This is a genomic window from Alicyclobacillus hesperidum subsp. aegles (assembly GCF_027923525.1).
GTDB classification, from domain to species: Bacteria; Bacillota; Bacilli; order Alicyclobacillales; family Alicyclobacillaceae; genus Alicyclobacillus; species Alicyclobacillus aegles.
Genome location: NZ_BSBJ01000049.1, coordinates 62638 through 82600, shown reverse-complemented (window position 1 = coordinate 82600; position 19963 = coordinate 62638). Strand labels below are relative to the sequence as shown.

Annotated in this window: 14 protein-coding genes; 3 read left to right on the top strand and 11 right to left on the bottom strand. The window is 53.0% G+C overall.

Annotated elements, in window-relative coordinates; genetic code table 11:
* Positions 1-53: 53 nt before the first annotated feature.
* Both QMF38_RS10100 and QMF38_RS10095 read right to left on the bottom strand, forming a co-directional pair.
* The gene (locus tag QMF38_RS10100) at positions 54-332 is read right to left on the bottom strand and encodes a metal-sensitive transcriptional regulator (protein ID WP_006446007.1); all 279 of its coding nucleotides are present in this window, start codon (positions 330-332) and stop codon (positions 54-56) included.
* A gap of 177 nt (positions 333-509) precedes the next feature.
* Positions 510-2696 (bottom strand): peptide ABC transporter substrate-binding protein, encoded by a 2187-nt coding sequence (locus QMF38_RS10095; RefSeq protein WP_309298701.1) that lies wholly within the window; start codon positions 2694-2696, stop codon positions 510-512.
* A 285-nt stretch (positions 2697-2981) separates the two neighbouring features.
* Here QMF38_RS10095 and QMF38_RS10090 point away from each other — a divergent pair, with 285 nt between their 5' ends.
* Positions 2982-3890: an AraC family transcriptional regulator gene (locus QMF38_RS10090; RefSeq protein ID WP_100218577.1), complete on the top strand. Its 909-nt coding sequence runs from the start codon at positions 2982-2984 to the stop codon at positions 3888-3890.
* 59 nt (positions 3891-3949) lie between these two features.
* The gene (locus QMF38_RS10085) at positions 3950-6034 is read left to right on the top strand and encodes a beta-galactosidase (RefSeq protein WP_281759350.1); all 2085 of its coding nucleotides are present in this window, start codon (positions 3950-3952) and stop codon (positions 6032-6034) included.
* An 8-nt stretch (positions 6035-6042) separates the two neighbouring features.
* Here the strand turns inward: QMF38_RS10085 and QMF38_RS10080 are convergent, their stop codons facing one another.
* The 9 genes from QMF38_RS10080 to QMF38_RS10040 all read right to left on the bottom strand — a co-directional run bounded on the left by QMF38_RS10080 (position 6043) and on the right by QMF38_RS10040 (position 18502).
* The gene (locus QMF38_RS10080) at positions 6043-7257 is read right to left on the bottom strand and encodes an ammonium transporter (protein ID WP_040288802.1); all 1215 of its coding nucleotides are present in this window, start codon (positions 7255-7257) and stop codon (positions 6043-6045) included.
* 3 nt (positions 7258-7260) lie between these two features.
* Positions 7261-7626: a P-II family nitrogen regulator gene (locus QMF38_RS10075; RefSeq protein WP_006446013.1), complete on the bottom strand. Its 366-nt coding sequence runs from the start codon at positions 7624-7626 to the stop codon at positions 7261-7263.
* 247 nt (positions 7627-7873) lie between these two features.
* Complete coding sequence (gene arfA, locus QMF38_RS10070; protein ID WP_281759349.1) at positions 7874-9388, bottom strand: arabinosylfuranosidase ArfA; 1515 nt, start codon at positions 9386-9388, stop codon at positions 7874-7876.
* Positions 9388-10590 carry a sn-glycerol-1-phosphate dehydrogenase gene (locus QMF38_RS10065; protein ID WP_040288697.1) on the bottom strand — a complete coding sequence of 401 codons (1203 nt, stop codon included), beginning with the start codon at positions 10588-10590 and terminating at the stop codon, positions 9388-9390. The genes arfA and QMF38_RS10065 overlap by 1 nt, the downstream gene beginning before the upstream one ends.
* A gap of 72 nt (positions 10591-10662) precedes the next feature.
* Positions 10663-12144, bottom strand: coding sequence for an L-arabinose isomerase (gene araA / locus QMF38_RS10060; RefSeq protein WP_040288699.1), 1482 nt, complete (start codon positions 12142-12144; stop codon positions 10663-10665).
* 76 nt (positions 12145-12220) lie between these two features.
* A complete protein-coding gene (gene araD, locus QMF38_RS10055; RefSeq protein ID WP_006446017.1) occupies positions 12221-12934 on the bottom strand; it encodes an L-ribulose-5-phosphate 4-epimerase in 714 nt (237 codons plus the stop codon).
* Positions 12928-14622: a ribulokinase gene (gene araB, locus QMF38_RS10050; RefSeq protein WP_281759348.1), complete on the bottom strand. Its 1695-nt coding sequence runs from the start codon at positions 14620-14622 to the stop codon at positions 12928-12930. Before araB ends, araD begins: the two co-directional genes overlap by 7 nt.
* 87 nt (positions 14623-14709) lie before the next feature.
* Complete coding sequence (locus QMF38_RS10045; RefSeq protein WP_006446019.1) at positions 14710-16164, bottom strand: sugar porter family MFS transporter; 1455 nt, start codon at positions 16162-16164, stop codon at positions 14710-14712.
* Positions 16165-16534: 370 nt separating this feature from the next.
* On the bottom strand, positions 16535-18502 hold the full coding sequence (locus QMF38_RS10040) for a glycoside hydrolase family 127 protein (protein WP_040288702.1): 1968 nt from the start codon (positions 18500-18502) through the stop codon (positions 16535-16537).
* A gap of 169 nt (positions 18503-18671) precedes the next feature.
* Between QMF38_RS10040 and QMF38_RS10035 the strand changes: the two genes are divergently transcribed.
* On the top strand, positions 18672-19958 hold the full coding sequence (locus tag QMF38_RS10035; RefSeq protein ID WP_052012199.1) for an ABC transporter substrate-binding protein: 1287 nt from the start codon (positions 18672-18674) through the stop codon (positions 19956-19958).
* Positions 19959-19963 lie beyond the last annotated feature (5 nt).

The window sequence follows — 19963 nt, the reverse complement described above, 5'->3', positions numbered from 1 at the left end:
CAGTAAAGACTTGTGGTGGAGATAGGCCTGTTGAGCCTGTATGGAAAAGCAAATCACTTGATAAACTGCCGAATGACATCCATCAACTCGTCAATCTTTTCATCTTCCGATGTGTGGTGATGGATGGCATCTGCAACGCAACCGCGCGTATGGGCTTCCAGAATCGATAACGCAACTTTGTGCGTCGCATTTTTAATGGCCGCCAACTGCGTGAGTAGGTCGACACAATACCGATCTTCTTCGATCATCTTCTGAACACCACGCACCTGTCCTTCAATCCGGCGCAGGCGTGTCAGCAAATCCGCTTTTTCCTTCGCGTAGGGATGACTCATTCGATTCACCTCGCTCTCGTATGTACTATACCCCTGTATGGTATACGAGTCAAATTAACTTATTCATCCGACCGTCCCATAGGTGTCACACGAAAAAAACACCAAAAGGCCGTACCGCAAGCGACGTTCGGTACGGCCGATTTGCACTTTGCCTTAGCAACGAGTGAGTTGGACTACTTACTTGGCCGAAAGGTACTGCATTTGATAAAAGCCACCCCAGGACCAAGGATTGGGCTGTGCCCCGATGACACCCGTGCGCTCCAAATAATACGTCTCCCCGTAGAACAGCGGGATCGTATATCCTTGTTGAATGAGCTGCGTCATCAATTTGGCCGCTGTGGAAGCGGAGGCAAACATGCTCGGGCTGTTTTGGTACTCTGCTTGCCACATGCGCCAGTTCTTCACATCAGCAGACTCGTTTTGATCCCAGTACACTTGCACGTCGAGGCTCGATGTATTGATGCCACCACCACCAGATCCTTCGGTGTAAGGTGCGACGAACTTCCACGCTTGGACGTACGCCGCGTGCTTTGCCGTGGCAGATTTCGCTTGGTTCCAACTATTCACAATTTGATTCCACTGTTGCGTCAAGCTTAACGATCCCGGTGGATCCATGATGGAGCGCCACTGTGCCGGCTGTTGCGACGTCCACTTGTTAAGATAGGCAATATCTGCCTTCGCGGCTTTCACCAGCGCCGACCACTGGCTCCACTTCACACCCTCATTCGGGTTATTGGGATCGCCGTACTTTTTAATCGAAGCTGGATCATACGGCGTGTTGTACCACGGCAGGACGTGCTGTACAAATTGATTCGAGTAGCCGTACGTACCTGGCCAGTAGACCCCTTGATCGCCGCCAAGGTTGAGAGACGCCGGATCGAGATCGTTTGTGCCACCAACGGCCACATTGTAACCGGGCTGAATATTCTGCTGTGGCCCGCCGTACGTCAAATTGCCCCAATCGGTTGCATTCAGTTGCACAATCTTTGTCTGAATCCCGAGGTTTTGCTGTAACTCTTCCTGCACCGCTTCGGCAACAGGCACAGACTGCGGGCTCGAGCTTGGTACCTCGGCGTACAGATAAATGGTGGGCAAACCTTTGCCATTTGGGTATCCTGATTTTGCCAGCAACTGCTTCGCTTCCGCAATATTTGTCGCTATACCCTTCTCATATTTCGCCGTTGGCCAGCCAGGTACCGAGAACGTATTCGTAATGCCACCCATGCCGCCGAGCACGTCGTTCACGATTGGCTGACGATCAATGGCCATCGCAATCGCCTGGCGCACGGCCGGCTTATCCAATGGCGACGGCACAGCTGAATTGTCGTATTGCAAGTAGGTAACACCGTAATCAGGTGCCTTGTTCATCTCCGACTGCAGCTGACCATGGGTCTTGACATATTGCAGATCCGAGGTCGAACCAATGGTCGTGACATCGATTTTGTTCGCCATAAAATCCTCGACCGAAACGCTTGTCCCCGGCAGGACGTCGATCTCTTTGGCGCTACCGAAGTTCACCTCACCCGGATGGCCCACATACTTCGGATTGCGCACGAGGATGAGCGGACCGTTTGCTTGGAACGACTTCACCGTGTACGGAGCATCGCTGACAAAGTACTGTGGTAAAAACCAGTTGGTCGGATGCGCCTTGGCCACCTGCTCATTGATCGGCATCGATCCCGCTTCGGCGAGATCGCCCAAGATATAGTGCGGTGCGGAGGTGGTGATTTGCAGCGTATAGTTGTTGATCACCTTGAGTCCGACGGCGCTTGCCGGAACGGTGCCGGCGTGATAGGCGTATGAATTTTTCACGACGTTAAGCACGCTGAGCCATAACTGGCCGTTCGGATTAGACGGGGACATCTGGCGCATATAGGCGTAATAGAAGTCCTGCGCCGTCACCGGCTGACCATTTGACCAGCGCGCGTCTTTTCGCAATGTAAAGGTCCATGTTAAGCCGTTGTTCGACAACTTGTAACCAGCGGCGATTTTGGGCACGATTTCATTTTTTTGATTGTAGCCATAGAGTCCTTCCATGATGGTGCCCTGATCGACGAGAATCTGTGCACCCCATTGGGACGGATCGAGCGATGTGAGCGATGTCCCCGTTGGTGCTGAAATGCGGACGACACCGTTGCTTACGCTTGGGCCAGCAGATACACTCGCCGCAGGCACTGCTTGCGCTGTCATCGGAACGCCGCCATCGCCGTCCCCCCTCGTCACCAAGATGACCACCCCAGCAGCAATGACGCCTGCCGATACCAACAATCCTGCCGCTTTCTTGCGCGATCTCGGCACAAAGACCACCCTTTCTTCTGCGATTCGCTGCGTATGCAACACCGCCCAGCCCGATAGCGCTTTCACGGAAGAGCAATTCTTTACGGCAACCAAATGTCGCCTGGCGCTCTCCAGATGCACAGTTCAGGTGGGACGCGGGCTGTTGAATGGAATTATAATCACGTCTTTGCAACCTGCGCCTAACGATTCTGATGCAAAGTGGTATCTTTTTGACATTTTCGCTCCCTTTTCCGATACGTCTCTCTACTTGACAGATAAGGCCTTCTCGCCCATCCTGAAGAACGGATACGTTGAAATTTTCTGGTCAATGACTTGTATCCTGAAGGCGCTTGCAAATGGGGGTGATGCGCCTTGGATGTTCGCGATCTGCTTGAAATGCGCACACACGGGGATACGATGTTCCACCTGCAGGTATATGAAGTCGTTCTCACGCGAGGCCCTTATCAGCAGACCGTCAACTTACATTGGCATGCGGAAACTGAATTTGTGTTGGTCACCGAAGGTACCGTGCGCTTTCGCGTCGGCCACCAGACGTTTGACGTCCCGGCAGGCCAGGCGGTGCTCGTCAACAGCGAAGAACTGCACAGCATGATTGCACCAAACGATGCCCCTAGCGTGTGCCAAGCCATTGTCTTTGACCTGGAACTCCTCTGTAGTTGCGGATACGACCGCATCCAGCATCAGTTCATACAACCGCTGATCGACAAACGGCGCCGTTTCCCCACCCGAATGGAAGTGAAATGGCCTTTCGAACAACGGATTGTCGAACAACTGTATGAAATCGTTCGTTTGTATGGCACAAAGGTCACCGGCTATGAACTTTTCATAAAGGCGTGTCTTTATCAAGTCATCGCCGAACTTGTCACGCATGACATGCTCTTGGGGGATTGTAGCAGCCAACACCTCGACGATGAGCGATCCGCCCGGCTCAAAAGGGTGCTCACCTATATCGAAGACCATCTTAGTGAGCGCCTGCGGCTCGAAGACTTGGCCGCTCAGGCTCACATGAGCGAAGGACACTTCTGCCGCTTTTTTAAAGAGATGACGCAGCAAAAGCCTATGCAGTATATCAATGAACGCCGAGTCAATCTGGCCGCAAGACTCTTACAAGATCCCCAACGCAGCATCACATCTGTTGCCATGGAACTCGGATTTCATGACGTCAGCTACTTTATCAAGGTGTTCCGGGCACACAAACACTGTACACCGCTGGCCTACCGAAAACGGCTGCTCCAACACATGAGCAAAGACAGCACATAAGTAAAGAAATCTGACATACCTATTCTATCAGTTGATATTTCACACAGGGAGTGAAAGCAATGGCCCGTTATCCACTGATTCATCCAAAAGTAAAGAGCTTCTTACACGGGGGTGACTACAATCCAGAGCAATGGCTGGATCGCCCAGATATTCTCGAGGAAGACATTCGGTTGATGAAGCAAGCGCAGTGTAACGTGGTCTCGATTGGCATTTTTGCATGGGCTGCCTTAGAACCTGAAGAGGGCGTCTATCGGTTCGAATGGTTGGATGATGTACTGAATCGCCTTGCCGCGAACGGTATTTTCGCACTCCTGGCTACCCCCAGCGGCGCACGTCCTGCTTGGATGTCGGCAAAATATCCAGAAGTGCTGCGCGTCGAAGCAAATCGTCAGCGCAACTTGCATGGTCAGCGCCACAACCACTGTCCAACGTCGCCCATCTACCGCAACAAGGTGCGCGAGATGAACCACCGCTTGGCCGAGCGCTATGCTCACCATCCGGCGGTCATTGGCTGGCATGTATCCAACGAGTACGGCGGTGAATGTCATTGCCCACTTTGTCAAGACGCGTTTCGGGCGTGGCTGAAACAGCGCTATGGATCCCTCGAACGGCTGAACCAGGCGTGGTGGACCGCGTTTTGGAGCCATACCTACACCGATTGGTCACAAATTGAGTCACCTGCACCTCATGGAGAGAACCAAATTCACGCGATGAACCTCGACTGGAAGCGGTTTGTCACGACCCAGACGGTCGATTTTTGCCGCAACGAGATCGAACCACTTAAACAAATCAATCCCGACTTACCGGTGACGACGAATTTCATGGGCACCTACCCTGGTCTTGATTATTGGCAGTTTCGCGACGTGCTTGATGTCATTTCGTGGGATAGTTACCCCCTTTGGCATCGCGAATCGACGCTCATCGGCGAAGCGGTACGCACGGCGATGATTCACGATCTCAATCGCTCTCTCGGCGGCGGGCAGCCCTTCCTGCTGATGGAGAGTACACCGAGCGTCACCAATTGGCAGCCCATCAGCAAGTTGAAACGTCCAGGCGTTCACTTGCTAACATCCCTGCAAGCCATCGCCCACGGCGCCGACTCGGTTCAGTACTTTCAGTGGCGCAAAAGTCGCGGATCCTGCGAGAAGCTGCATGGTGCCGTGGTCGATCACGCAGGTCATGCCAACACCCGCACGTTCCGCGACGTATCAGAGGTAGGCGACATGCTGCAAAAGATCAGCGAGATCGCAGGCACGAGTCCAGAGGTACAGGCGGCCGTGATTCTCGATTGGGAGAACCGATGGGCCATCGAAGATGCAAAAGGTCCACGAAACGCGGGAATGCATTACGAGCGCACGGTCATCTCTCACTATCAAGCATTGTGGGAACTTGGCATTCCGACCGATGTCATCAACATGGACTGCGACTTTTCTCGCTATAAGCTGGTGATCGCACCCATGCTGTACATGGTACGCCCAGGCGTGGCGGATCGGCTGCGCGCGTTTGTGCATAGCGGTGGTACCCTCGTTGCAACCTATTGGTCAGGTGTTGCCGATGAGAACGACTTGTGCTTTCTGGGCGGGTTTCCCGGGCCACTACGAGACATCCTGGGCATCTGGTCAGAAGAAATCGATGCTCTATACGACGGAGAATCGAATCGAGTCGAATGTTGCCCGGGCAATATCCTAGATCTCTCTGGCTCGTACAAGGCGTTTGAGCTGTGTGAATTGATACACGCGGAGACAGCAGACGTCTTGGCCACCTATCAAGAGGATTTTTATACGGGCCGCCCGGCTGTGACGGTGAACCATTACGGCGAGGGCGTAGCCTATTACGTGGCGGCGCGATTGGAAGATGCATTTCAGCATGACTTCTTCCAAGCGGTCGTGCAGGCAAGTGGGCTCGAGCCTGTCGTTCGCTCGCAACTGCCCGCTGGCGTTAGCGCACAGGTGCGAACGGACGGGGCCCTAGATTACGTATTCCTGATGAATTTTACGCCCGTCGAAGCGAGCGTGCTGTTGGATAACAGAGCGTACGAACCGCTGTTTGGGACGGCACCCGAGAACGGCCATGTGGTTTTGCCCGGGTATGGCGTCTCCGTGCTCAAGCGGGCACACATAGCGAGTGCATCGTATTCCTCGTGACGTAACACTCAGATGTCTGTGAACCGTTCCAACTCGTTGTACGCCGGAATGCCGTGCGCGACAATGTCCAGGCCTTCTTCCTCTGTGTCGATCGCGACACGCAGGCCGATGGTGCGCTTCAGTGCGAGGCCAATGGCGAGCGACGTCAACAGCCCCCAACCGGCGTACACGAGACAACCGAGCAACTGTACCAACAGCAAATGAACCGATCCTGTCGTGAAGAGACCATGCCCCGTGTCAAACAGGCCAACGCAAAACGTCCCCAACACGCCGCCGGCACCATGGACTGCGAAGGCACCAACGGGATCGTCCACCTTCCACGTGTCCAGCCAGCCCGTTGCAAACACGACTAGCACGCCGGCGGCCAAGCCAATCACAATGGCCGCCCAATGGCCGACGTACGCACAACCCGCTGTAATCGCGACCAATCCGGCCAAAACACCGTTGATGGTCATACTCGGATCCGCGACCTTGAACTTTGTCATCGTCAGCAGGACGGCAGAGACGCCACCCGCGGCCGCGGCCAAAACGGTGTTTAATGCAATGCTCGGAAGGAGTACATTGAACGCACTAAGCGTACTTCCTGCATTGAAGCCAATCCAGCCAAAGCAGAGAATAAAGGCTCCGGCAGAGGCAAGCGGAATATTGCTTGGCGCAAACACGTTGACGCTACCATCGGCGTTGAATCGCTGACTGCGTGGCCCGACCGTGTAGGCGAATCCCAGGGCCATAAAGCCACCCATAGCATGAATGGCTGCCGAACCTGCGAAATCCTCCATGCCCAGATTGGCCAGCCAGCCATTCTGCCCCCACACCCAGTGCGCCGAGATGGGATAGATGAGTGCACAGACCAGTACGACGATCACGACATATGCCGAAAATTTCATTCGCTCCGCAACTGCCCCGGAAATGATGGACGCAGTGGCGATGGCAAAGCCTATTTCAAACAGAACGAACGCCGCCTGTGGCAGGTGAGCCGGCGCAATCAAGCTGCCCAAGCCAATGAGATGAGCGTGATCGCGCCCGAACAGGAAATGGACGCCCACTACATAAAACGCAAGAACTCCGAATGTAAGGTCGACAAACACTTTCATCGTGACGTTGACCGCATTCTTGGTGCGTACGAAACCCGCCTCGAGCAGGCTGAAGCCGCCCTCCATGAAGAGGACCAGGCCGGCGGCCAGCACGACCCAGATAGCGTTGAGCGCGGTTTGTACAGACAACAACTATTTGTCCTCCCTCTTCTGGTTCAACTCGTCGATGGTCTCGTCCACGTCCCCCGTGCGAATGTTATATGCTTCGAGGATGTCATAGACAAAAATCTTCCCATCGCCTGTTTTGCCCGTTTGTGCCGCATTGATAATGGCGCGGATGGTTGGCTGAATATAGTTGTCTGACACCACGATCTCCAGCTTGATCTTCGGGTGCAGATTGATGTCGTACACGTGGCCGCGGTAGACACCGACGGCATCCTTTTGTTGGCCGCGTCCCTGCACCGGAATCACCGTGAATCCAGACACGCCAACCTGACGCAGCGCCTTGATGGTGGGCTGCAACTTTTCCGGGCGAATAATGGCGTCAATGCGTTTCAAACAAACTTCCTCCTCAATCGTACAACCGGCATAAGGACTATCCCATTCCCTGCCCGCTGTAACTGTTTAGCAGTGTACTTGTCTGATTCGGGTTTGTCCATGGCGTATGTAAGCTTTCCTAACATACCCGCAGCATAAATTGCGAAATCGTCTGAATTGGACTACCCTTGCGCTAGCATATAGCATATTCGCCACACAACAAAAGGGCCCTGAACAGGCAGGGCCCTTGCACAAAACCATCTTTCGATTAGGGTTCCACGCGCAATCGAATGACGTTCCAAGACAGTTTGGGTAATGGAGCGAAGAGCAAGCCGCCATCGACCTTTGCGCCTTGTACGTGCTGCGGTATCACTTCCTGCGGCTCTGCTTTCGTGTTCGCCGCTTTCAAATCCGAATGCACAAGCACCGTATGCTCGATCACGCTGGCTTGAGAAAACCCGCGGATGTCGCATTCCAACTCGATGCCGCCATCTTGCGAGCGGTTGACCGCAAAAATGGTCAACTCTCCGATGTCCTGGTTCCACACTGCAACGCTCTCGACCAGCGGCACGTCGGTAAATTCCTTACAATCGTACTTCGGCGATTGTAGCGAGCAATGCATCACTTTCCCTCTGCCGTACCGCGAAGCGTGCAAAAAGGGATAGTAAATGGTCTGTTTCCACGACACCCCGCCGTTCTCCGTCATGATGGGCGCAATCACATTGACCAACTGAGCAAGGCACGCCATCTTCACCCGATCCGCATGGCGCAAAAGCGTGATCAACAAACACCCGACAACGAGCGCATCTTCGAACGTATAAACGTCCTCCAGCAACGGCGGGCCAACCTGCCACGGTGCAACTTGTTTGTCCGCGTCGTTTGAGTGAAACCACACATTCCACTCGTCAAACGAGATGTTGATGGTCTTCTTGCTGCGTTTTTTCGCTTTGACATAGTCACATGTCGCAATCACCGAACGGATGAAATGGTCCATATCGAGTGATTGGGCAAGGTACGTCGCGAGGTCATTCTCGCGATTTCCGTAGTAGCTGTGCATTGAAATATACTCGACGTGATCGTATGTGTGTTCGAGGACAATTCGCTCCCAATCGGGAAACGTAGACATCTTCGAGCCAGAACTACCGCATGCGACGAGCTCTATCGACGGATCGACCCATTTCATGACCTTAGCCGCTTCTTCAGCGATCCGCCCGTATTCGTCGGCCGTTTTGTGCCCAATTTGCCACGGGCCGTCCATCTCGTTGCCCAGGCACCACACCTTGATGCCGTGTGGTTGTTCATAGCCATGCGATTTTCGCAGATCGCTCCAATAACTGCCGCCAGGATGATTGCAGTACTCGACAATCTGCTTCGCTTCGTCGATACCACGCGTGCCAAGATTGACAGCCATCATGACTTCGGAGTTTGCTCGCTTGGCCCACTCGACAAATTCGTTGACACCTACACGATTGGGTTCCAAGCTTCGCCAAGCGAGATCGAGTTGGGCGGGCCTGGACGCAAGCGGCCCCACTCCATCTTCCCAACGATAACCTGACACAAAGTTGCCTCCCGGGTAGCGCACGATGGGCACCTGGAGTTCGCGCACCAGTTCGAGGACGTCCTGACGGAACCCCATCTCGTCGGCAGACGGGTGGTCAGGCTCGTAAATACCCCCATATACGGCGCGCCCGAGATGCTCGATGAACGACCCGAACAACCTTGGATCGACATCGGCGAGCTGGTACTGCGGATCAATCGTCATGCGTGCAATCGACTTGGACATTATGCATTCTCCTTGTGGAAAGACATGGGTTCCTTCAAAAACCGGAGCATCGTATATCGATTTCGCAGCCTGTGCGCACGTGTAAGACTCGCGGCCACCAAATGAGCGTCAATCCCGAGTTCTGCTGGCTCCTCGGCCCCGCCAGCAAGCCGAATCCACGCGCGGATATCGTCGGCCGACGGCAGACCTGCGAGCAAGCGAGATACTGCTTCGACCTGCTCGCCACATCCTTCTTGTCCCAACTGCCCTTCTAAGCTCTGCATGGCCGCTAGCACATTCTTTTTGTACGTTTCTGCGATCACGGCGCTCGCCGCCCCCACCTTCAAGCCATGAAGCACCTGTGGTTTGCCTGTGCGCAACAACTCCATCTCCCAATCATGAGACAAATGATGTTCACCTCCAGAGGCGGGATGAGACTGCCCGAACAATAGCATGGCAAGGCCCGATAGAATTAAAGCACGCATCAGGATGGAGAGCCCTTCCGGGCCACCAGCTTGGATCTCATGCACGTGATCGACACAAGTTTCTAAGGCCTTGGCCGTCAGTGTCGCAATCCACGGACAATAGGGCTCATCAGCAACCAGATGTCCAAAATTCCAATCGGCAAGCGATGTGAACTTCCCAATCATGTCGCCAAATCCAGACGCGGCCAACCGCCTTGGCGCCTGCACCAATACGTTCACGTCGGCGAACACCGCAATGGGTGCTTGCGTTTGGAATGTCTGCTTCACCCCCCGTACAATCAACGGCGCCCCCGCCGACGTGAATCCGTCGACCGACGCGGCGGTCGGGACTGAAATAAACGGTATCTTCATTTTAAAACTGCAAAAACGCGCGATGTCATGAACCGTCCCGGCGCCGACCGCCAGTATCGCTTCGGTTTGAGGCGAGCATGCAAGAAAACCTTGCACGAGTGTCCGCTCATCAGCCACGACGTCGCCATTCACATCGGGCTCCATGATGCAGACACTCGAGGTCACAGCGAGCTCTTTCAACCTATTGGCCAATTCCTGCCCCGCCGCTCGAAACGTGTTTGCATCGGCAAATATACATACATGTCGAAACGAAGATTGCACAAATGCCGCAGCCCGTTGCAAAGCATCCGGCTCCACGACAATTTCGCGAATCTCGATAGGATGATGTGTCAGCCCACATGAACATTCGGCTGCGAGGCGATTCAATTCCTCAATCGTCCAATCCATAGCGCACTCCACTCTCCCTTGAACACAAACAGGGCTGCACCACGCAGCCCTTATCTATCCGTCTGAAACGCATCACCGATAACACACTTCATTCCAGCGCAGCTCATTTTGAATAGAGACCGGATTCGTCGTCTGGTCGATCACGATGCATTCCACGCCTGCCATTTGCGCAAAATCCCGAAGTTGCTCGACGTGCACGCGATACGAAAAACAAGTGTGGTGCGCGCCCCCAGCCAAAATCCAACTCTCCGCAGCTGTGGATAGCGAAGGCAACGGTCGCCACAATACGCGTGCAACTGGCAATTTGGGCATGTCCCTATCGGGTTGTACCGCATCCACTTCGTTGACCACAAGGCGGAAACGATGCCCGAGATCGACGAGGGTCGCCTGCACGGCGCGGCCACTCGCCCCGTCGAACACAAGGCGTGCCGGATCTTCCTTACCACCAATCGACAGGGGGTGAACCTCGATACGTGGGCGCGTCGCTGCAATCGTCGGACAAACTTCCAACATATGTGCACCGAGCACCAATTCATTCCCCGGTTCGAAGTGGTAGGTGTAATCCTCCATGAAGGACGTGCCTTCGCCGCGCGCCATAACCTTCATCAAGCGGACGAGTGCCGCCGTCTTCCAATCTCCTTCGCCACCGAACCCATAGCCGTCTGCCATCAAGCGCTGTACAGCCAAACCAGGCAATTGCCGCAACCCATGCAAATCTTCAAAGGTTGTCGTGAATGCATGAAATCCGCCCTCTTCCAGAAAGGCACGCAACCCTAGTTCGATACGCGCCTGCTCGCGAACCGCATCGCGCAGTGCCCCTTCCGATCGCGCCGCCGGATCGAAGTCGTACAACGTCTCATACTCGTCCATCAATTGATCGACCTGTTGCTCAGAGATAGCCTGAACGCGTTCGACAAGATCGCCAACACCATAGCCGTTGACCGACCAGCCCAGTTGCAGCTCCGCCTCCACCTTATCTCCCTCGGTGACGGCCACCTGTCGCATGTTATCACCAAAGCGAGCGACGCGGATCTGCCTGCTCTCCGCAAAGGCCGCCGCCGTCTGCGCCCAATCGCGAATACGCGCCTGCACAGCTTCGTTCTGCCAGTGGCCAACCACGACTTTGCGCGCAATGTTCATGCGGCTGACCATGAAACCAAACTCGCGATCGCCATGCGCAGACTGATTCAGGTTCATAAAATCCATGTCGATGCTGTCCCACGGAATGTCGCGATTAAACTGCGTATGCAGGTGCAACATGGGTTTGTGTAGCACCGACAAACCATGAATCCACATCTTTGCCGGAGAGAACGTATGCATCCAGACGATTACCCCCGCACAGCGATCGTCCGCATTGGCCTCGAGACAAAAGCGCCGAATTTCCTCCGAGTCTTTGAGCACGGCCTTAAAGGTAATAGCATGAGCCGGCTGGACGACTTGGGTAAGCGTCTGCGCGACCTCGCGAGCATGTCGTTCGACTTCTTCCACGACCTCCGGCCCGTAGAGAAACTGACTGCCTACAGCGAACCAAAACTCATAAGACTTCAAATGCATGTTTGCATCCTCCATTTTGACGACTTGTTTGATACGCCGGAAGTCCCTTGGCCACAGCCACCGTTGTCCGGACAAGTCAATGTGTGCTTACGCGATTCGTTTGCCCGTAATACGCATGGGCACCGTGTTTCCGGTAATAGTGTTTATCAAGGAGAAATTGATCAATGGCGGCCCAGTTCTCGTTCAAGCGAACCGTATTGAGCGCCATCTTTGCGACAATTTCAAGGACAACCGCGTGATAGACCGCATCCTGAGGATCTTTCCCCCAGCAAAACGGCGCGTGATTGGCGACGAGAATGCCTGGCATGGCTTTCGGATCGAGTCCCAACTCTGCAAAGGTTTCGACGATCACGTTGCCTGTCTCTAACTCGTAAGCCTGCTCCACTTCGGTTTGCGTCAACTTGCGAGTGCACGGGATATCCCCATAAAAGTAGTCCGCATGCGTCGTGCCTAAAGCCGGGATCGGCATGGCGGCCTGTGCCCACATCGTGGCCCACGGTGAGTGGGTATGAACGATCCCGCCAATTTCGGGGAATGCCTTATAGAGTACGAGATGTGTTGGCGTATCAGAGGATGGGCGCAGATCGCCCTCGATGACGTTGCCGTCAAAGTCGACGACCACCATATCCTCCGCCGTTAACTCTTCATAAGGCACGCCGCTAGGCTTGATGACCACAAGGGAATCCGCCCTTGAAATACCGCTCACGTTTCCCCACGTAAAGGTGACGAGTTCATGTTTAGGCAATGCGAGGTTGGCTGCCAACACCGCTTGTTTCAATTCCTCTAGCATACCGGCACCTCATCCTTTGTCGTTGCACTTTTCAGTTGCTTCAAAGCCTTCATCACGTTGTTCTCTCCGCGCCCGAAATAGTCATACAAGCGCGCATACTCGGCGTACAGCACGTCATAGACCTTCACGGCATCTTCTTGCGGCACATAGGCATCCGGCTTTACGCCCCCCATTTCGCGGGCGGCATCCTGGATGGAGTCGTAGCCACCGTTGGTCTTGCCCGCCGCAACCGCCCCAAACATGGCCGAGCCCAACGCAGGAGTCTGCGACGATGCGCCAATGCGAATTGGCATGTTCAACACATCGGCGTAAATCTGCATCATCAGGTCGTTCTTTTCAGCGATCCCGCCGCAGGCATAAACCTCGTCAACCGGCACGCCATGTTCGCGGAACGTCTCGACAATCATCCGCGTTCCAAACGCCGTCGCCTCAATCAACGCCCGATAGATTTCCTCCGGCTTTGTGGCAAGTGTCGCGCCAAGCAACATGCCAGTTAAATCGGCATCCACTAAGGTCGAACGATTGCCGTTCCACCAATCAAGCGCCAGAAGCCCACTTTCACCGGGACGCAAAGCTTTTGCTCTTTGGGTAAGCAACTGGTGAATACCTACCCCCTGGCGCTTCGCTTCTTCCGCATAACTGACGGGTACACACTGTTCGATGAACCATTCGAAATGGTCCCCGACGCACGACTGTCCAGCCTCGTATCCCATATACCCAGGGATAATCCCGTCCTCGACAACGCCACACATACCTGGCACCATGCGTTCTTCCGTCCCAAGCAAGACATGGCACGTCGAAGTCCCCATGATCATCAGGAGTTTGCCCGGTTCCGTAATCCCTACAGCCGGCATTGAGACGTGCGCGTCGACGTTAGCAACAGCGACTGGCGTGCCTGGTTGAAGCCCTATGAGGTTGGCCGCCACCTCGGTCAACTCACCGGCGCGCGTGCCAATGGGCCGAATCTCTCCCCGCAACTTGTCGTCGATGACGTTTTCCAACCGCGGATCGAGCGCACGAAAGAAGTCTTGGCTGGGATACCCGTCGCGTTTGTGCCAAATGGCCTTGTACCCTGCAGTACACGAGTTGCGAACCAGCTTTCCGGTCAACTGCATAACGACCCAGTCTGCGGCTTCCACCATGAAGTCTGCGGCATCATAAATTTCTGGCGCCTCATTGAGGATTTGCCATAGCTTTGGAAGCATCCACTCAGACGATATTTTGCCTCCGTATCGCGCCAAAAAAGTCTCGCCGCGAGAATTTGCGATCTCGTTCAGGCGATTCGCTTCGTCTTGTGCTGCGTGGTGTTTCCAAAGCTTCACGTAGCTGTGCGGGTGGCTTGCAAACTCAGGACGCATACAAAGCGGCGTGCCGTCCGCTGCGATAGGCAACATCGTGCAAGCCGTAAAGTCAATGCCTATACCGATGACGTCAGCGGGTTCCACGCCAGCGGCTTGGAGGAGTTGCGGAATCGTCTCATGCAATACCTCTAAGTAGTCGCCAGGGTGTTGTAAGGCCCAGTCGTCTTCTAAGCGGGTCACGCCATCCGGCAAATACGCGTCCATGACGCCGTGCGTATATGCCTTCACAGCCGTCGCCACTTCACGACCCGTTCCTATTTCCACCAAAACGGCTCGCCCAGACTGTGTACCGAAATCGACCCCGATGCTGTACTTCGCCATATTCATCACCACAACCCATCGATTAGTGGAACCGCTCTCACTAACAAATTGTACTTACAACTACGAAGGATAACAACGACTTATTCGTACAAGTTAGCGCGAAAAATTGGCCTTTTGCACTGAATTCGGGTCTTGTGCGGAAGATCCCTTGCGCATCGAAGCCTTGCCACGCATCCAAAACTGTTCAATTTCCTCAAGCGACTTGTTTTTCGTCTCCGGGACGAGCGTGCTCACAAACACAAAGCAAACTACATTGATAACTGCAAAGATCCAGAATGTATCAGCACCGCCAAGTCCATTGAGCAACATGGGCGTAAATTGACCAATGGCCCAGTTTGCGCCCCATAGGAAGATGGTCGCAACGCCTGCAGCTCGTGCCCGCAGGTGATTCGGGAAGATTTCCGGAATCATGATCCACGGGATAGGACCCATCGAAACGCTGAAGGCAGCGGTAAAGCCCATAATAAAGAGAATCAACCAGAAACCGTTGGAAATGTGGAAAAAGAACGTCGCCCCCATTAAAGCCATGAATATCGCCATCAGTGCGGAACCAATTTGCATGAGGCGGCGGCGGCCAACGCGATCGATCAAAAACACCGCAACGACTGTGAACACGACCCACATGGCACCAAAAAAGGCTTGGATGGAAAAGTCGGAGTTTAAACCGAAGCCAACCATTTTAAAGATTTCAGGCCCATAATATGTGACCGCATTCATGCCAATGACTTGATTGAACAAAGCAAGCAGAATGCCAACCACGAGCGCCTTACGCAGACCTGGTTTAAGCAAATCGCCAACGCTACTACTAGCTTCATTGCGCAGTGAGTCCTCAATGGTCTGCAACTCGGCCTTCGCGACGGACTCCCCGTTGATTTTCGTCAAGATAGCGAGGGACTGTTGACTGCGCCCGGCCTTAACCAACCAGCGCGGGCTTTCTGGAGCAAACAACAACACGAAAAAGAAAATCGCAGCTGGCACCGCACCGAGCCCAAGCATCCACCGCCACCCGGTGTGTGTGTCCCATGCGACGGTACCCGACCTTTGGATGAGAAAATTGGTTACATACGTTGCGGAAATGCCGATGATAGTAAGCAACTGATAGAGCGACGAGAGTGCACCGCGAATACGAGGGGGCGCACATTCGGAGATGTACGTGACCGACAGAGATGATCCCATACCGATGCCCAAACCACCAATGATACGTGCAACAATGAGTACGGTTACATCAGACGAAAACGCTGACACGATGGCTGCAATTGCAAACAAGAAAGCCGCTGTCATCAGGACCTTGCGCCGACCGATGCGATCACTCATGAAGCCGGATACACCAACACCTATCACACCGCCAATCATAATGCTGGATATGACAAGGCCTTGCATGAATGCACTCAGGTTATAGAGCGTTTTCAAGAACCCAATCGCACCAGAAATCACGGCCGTATCGTAACCGTACAGTAAACCCCCAAGAGCAGCTGCGCAAGAAATCATGACGACATATAGAGCCGAGCCAGTCTGGTGAGGCCTTCCTTGTGATATGGAGCGACTCATCGATAATTCCTCCTTCCGGGTACATCAAACTTCTCGCGAAACACGATTAACCATAGTCACCATGGGCAATAAACGACCGACTAGCCCCCTCCCGCGTAGAATCCGTTTACAAATGTTCGGATGAATATTAGTTATACTGTATTTGTACGTACAACTTGTAGGATAATGCGCTTTATTGGCTTTGTCAATCCAAACTGATTTTGTGATGGTCCAGAGGCTTGGTGGAGGCAGCACGATACGCAAGGTTTTCCTTGGCAGATGCCGCGACAATATGAGGGAGTGTATAGTGGAGGCTGGCGATAAGAACATGCCCCAGGCAGGGTTGCTAAAGCCCTGCCTGGAGGCTATACACAAAATCCCTAGAACGAGTTCACCTGCATGTTTGGGACCTTAACCAGACCGCCATTTCGCCCGAACCGCGATTCCCCCATAAGAAATACGGAATAGCTCGTATCTGTGAAGACAGTTCCGACTCTGTCTCCGCATTCAATGGTCGATATAGTACGTCACTTGGCCACGCCGAGTCGTCGCGGCGAGTGGCATCGACATCGATCACGACAGCTTGCACACCCGCGACGTCGCACCGTTGTTCTCTAAGTTGTGCATGTGTGTCGATGGCTATTGCAGCGAGATTGGCTCCGTTGTCAGCCTCCTCCACGCAATAAACGATTGGCCCTCGCTCAATGGCAACCATTCCATTTGTGGCACGTACCTGTGGGTGGCTTACTATAAATGACGCCCTCATAGGCAGGTCAAGTTCCAGTACATCTCCATCAGTCCATGTACGTTCAATTTCGATGTAACCATCCTTTGTGGTCACGGAGGCAATGGACAGCAAATTGCCATTCACGCGTACCGAAGGCGTATCAGCACACCAACTGGGAATTCGTAAAGCCAGAGAGAAATTCACGGGGCCTTCACCCAGTGCTACACGAAACTTCACCCGGCCCTGCCAAGGCATTTCCGAATCCTGAATCAGTACAATTTTTCTCCCACCGACCGAAAAGCTCGCTTCACTACCAATGTAAAGATGTACATATACCTTGCCTTTTTCCTCGTCGATGGTGTAAATGTAGTCACCCAGCGACATCATAAGTCTTGCAACATTGGGCGGGCAACAGGCACATCCGAACCACGCCTGACGTACGGGCTTTACATGCTTGCGGTCCGGATTTTGAATATTTGCTGGCGGCCACAAAGCCAGGGGATTCACATAGCAGTAGTGCTTCCCATCCAATGCCATGCTACCTATGACGACGTTATATAGCGCACGCTCCATTACGTCAGCATACTCACGTCTCGGGGAGATTCTTATCATCCTGTTTGCAAAAAAGATGAGCCCAATAGATGCACACGTTTCCGCATAGGCAGTCTCGTTCGGTAAATCATAATCAAAGGTGAAAGCCTCACCATGGCTAGTGGATCCAATACCACCTGTGATATACATTTGGCGTTTAGTTACATTATTCCACAATCTCTCACACGCCGCCTTCAAATCCTGATCGCACGTAAGTTGTGCAATATCCGCCATGGCTGTATACATGTACATTGCACGAACAGCATGACCAACTGCTACCTGCTGGTCCCGTACAGGCTTGTGCGCCTGGTGATACGCGAAATCTGGTTCCTCTTGTTTATACCATCCCCAAAACGAAGAACGACCTCGACTCTCCCACTCTTGACGCAGAAAATTAGGATCAGTCCCCCGAGCATCGATGAAGTATTTTGCAAGATCAAGATACTTTGTGTTCTTCGTCACGATATACAGCTTGACGAGAGCAAGTTCGATCTCTTGGTGACCATCATAACCATGAATCTTCCCCTCCCCAGAACCAAATGTGTCCGCGATGTAGTCCGCGAATTTGCACATAGCATCGAGCAACTTTCGCTTTCCCGTAGCTAGGAAATAAGCAACCCCAGCTTCAATCATGTGGCCAGCACAATACAGCTCATGGCAGTCCATTAAATTAGTCCAACGGTTTCCGGGTTCCTGAATAGTAAAGTATGTGTTCAGATACCCGTCCGGTCTTTGAGCCGCTACCACGAGGTCGATTACCTTGTCCGCCATAACCTCCAAGTCCGGATCCCGTTTCTGACGTAGCGCATGCCCCACCGCCTCTATCCATTTAGCAACGTCACTATCTTGGAACACCATTCCTGTAAAGTTCCCTTTTTCGAGCCCAGCTGCAATTCGAAAGTTGCGAATGGCACCGCTTGGTTCGCTACCAGGGATGTTGTCACTTAATATATCCAGCTGGTATGGCAAAACAGTCTCACGAACAAGATCTTGATAAGGTGACCAAAAGCGCGATTTTAGTTGTACGTACAAATTATTCATCGTTATCACGTTCCCTTCTATCGATCTCGGTAGACCTGCTGCCCTACACACCAAGATAACCATGGGAAAGGGAAAAAGAAAGCGCTTGTATTCCTTTTTTAATGAAGTTATACTGACAAGTGAATTACACTCTTTGAATTGTCCGCACAAATTAAAAGGGGGCCTTAACATGGTTAAGCAACAATGGCAAAGGGCATGTCTGTTTGTGTCTGCTAGTGCACTCACAGTTGGCGTGGTATCGGGCTGCGGTACCACTGATACAGGCGCTGCAAGTAGTACAACCACGCCAACAAAGAATGCGGCTGCATCTTCCCAGAAAATCACTATCACTGAAATGGACTATTATACTGGTTCACTTGCGTCACAAGGGCTTAACGACATTGAGAAGGAGTTTGAGAAGACACATCCGAACATAATTATCCAGCGGATACCAGTTCCATATACAGAGTTACTCCCTAAATCTTTGCAGGAAGCACAAACACACACACTACCAACTATGGTTATATGCGACAACCTCAATATTCCAACCATGGTAGCAGCCGGTGCGCTTACTCCTCTTACCAAACTTGGAACAATCGATAAATCACAATATCTTGCCGGCCCGCTAAAGACAGTGACTGTGAACAATCAGATATATGGGCTTCCCGTAGGCAGCAATGATCTTGCTCTTTTCTACAATAAAAAAATGCTTTCAGCAGCGCACATCTCACCACCTAAGACATGGTCACAGTTGCTGACAGACTCAAAGAAATTATCCAAGGGTTCTGTATATGGTATGGTTTTTTCCGCACCAAATAACGAACAAGCTACCTGGCAGTTTGCACCCTTTCTTTGGACAAATGGAGGAAGCTACACGCAATTTAGTAGTGCTCGGGCTATCCAGGCAATACAACTGTGGGAAACACTAGTGAAGGAGGGAGGAGCGTCACCATCGGTGGTTAATTATAGTCAGAATGACGTCTATGACGAGTTTGCTTCTGGTCACGCAGCAATGATGGAAATGGGGCCATGGGAAATCCCCTCCCTCAAGGCTGCCCACGTTGATTACGGGGTTGTCCAGTTGCCTGTTCCCAAGCTTGGCCAGAAGGCAATCAGCCCCATAGGTGGTGAAGATTGGACCATTACAAATGACGGATCTCCTGCACAACAAAAGGCAGCTTGGGAATTTATCCATTGGCTACAGCAACCTCAATTATTGGCTCATTTCGATAGTCTTGAAGGATACGTACCAGCGTATATTCCCGCAATGCAATTATTACTGAAACAAGATCCGTCTCTTAAGCTCTTCGCTGATGAATTGAATAATGCCCTGCCACTCACCACTGGACTGGGTACTCAACTTCCGAACGTGTCCAACGCGGTAAGTACAGCGTTGCAAGCAGCTATTAGCGGCTCACAAAGCCCAGCACAAGCTGCGAAGACCGCTTCCCAAGCAATCCAACAGTATCTACACTGACACGA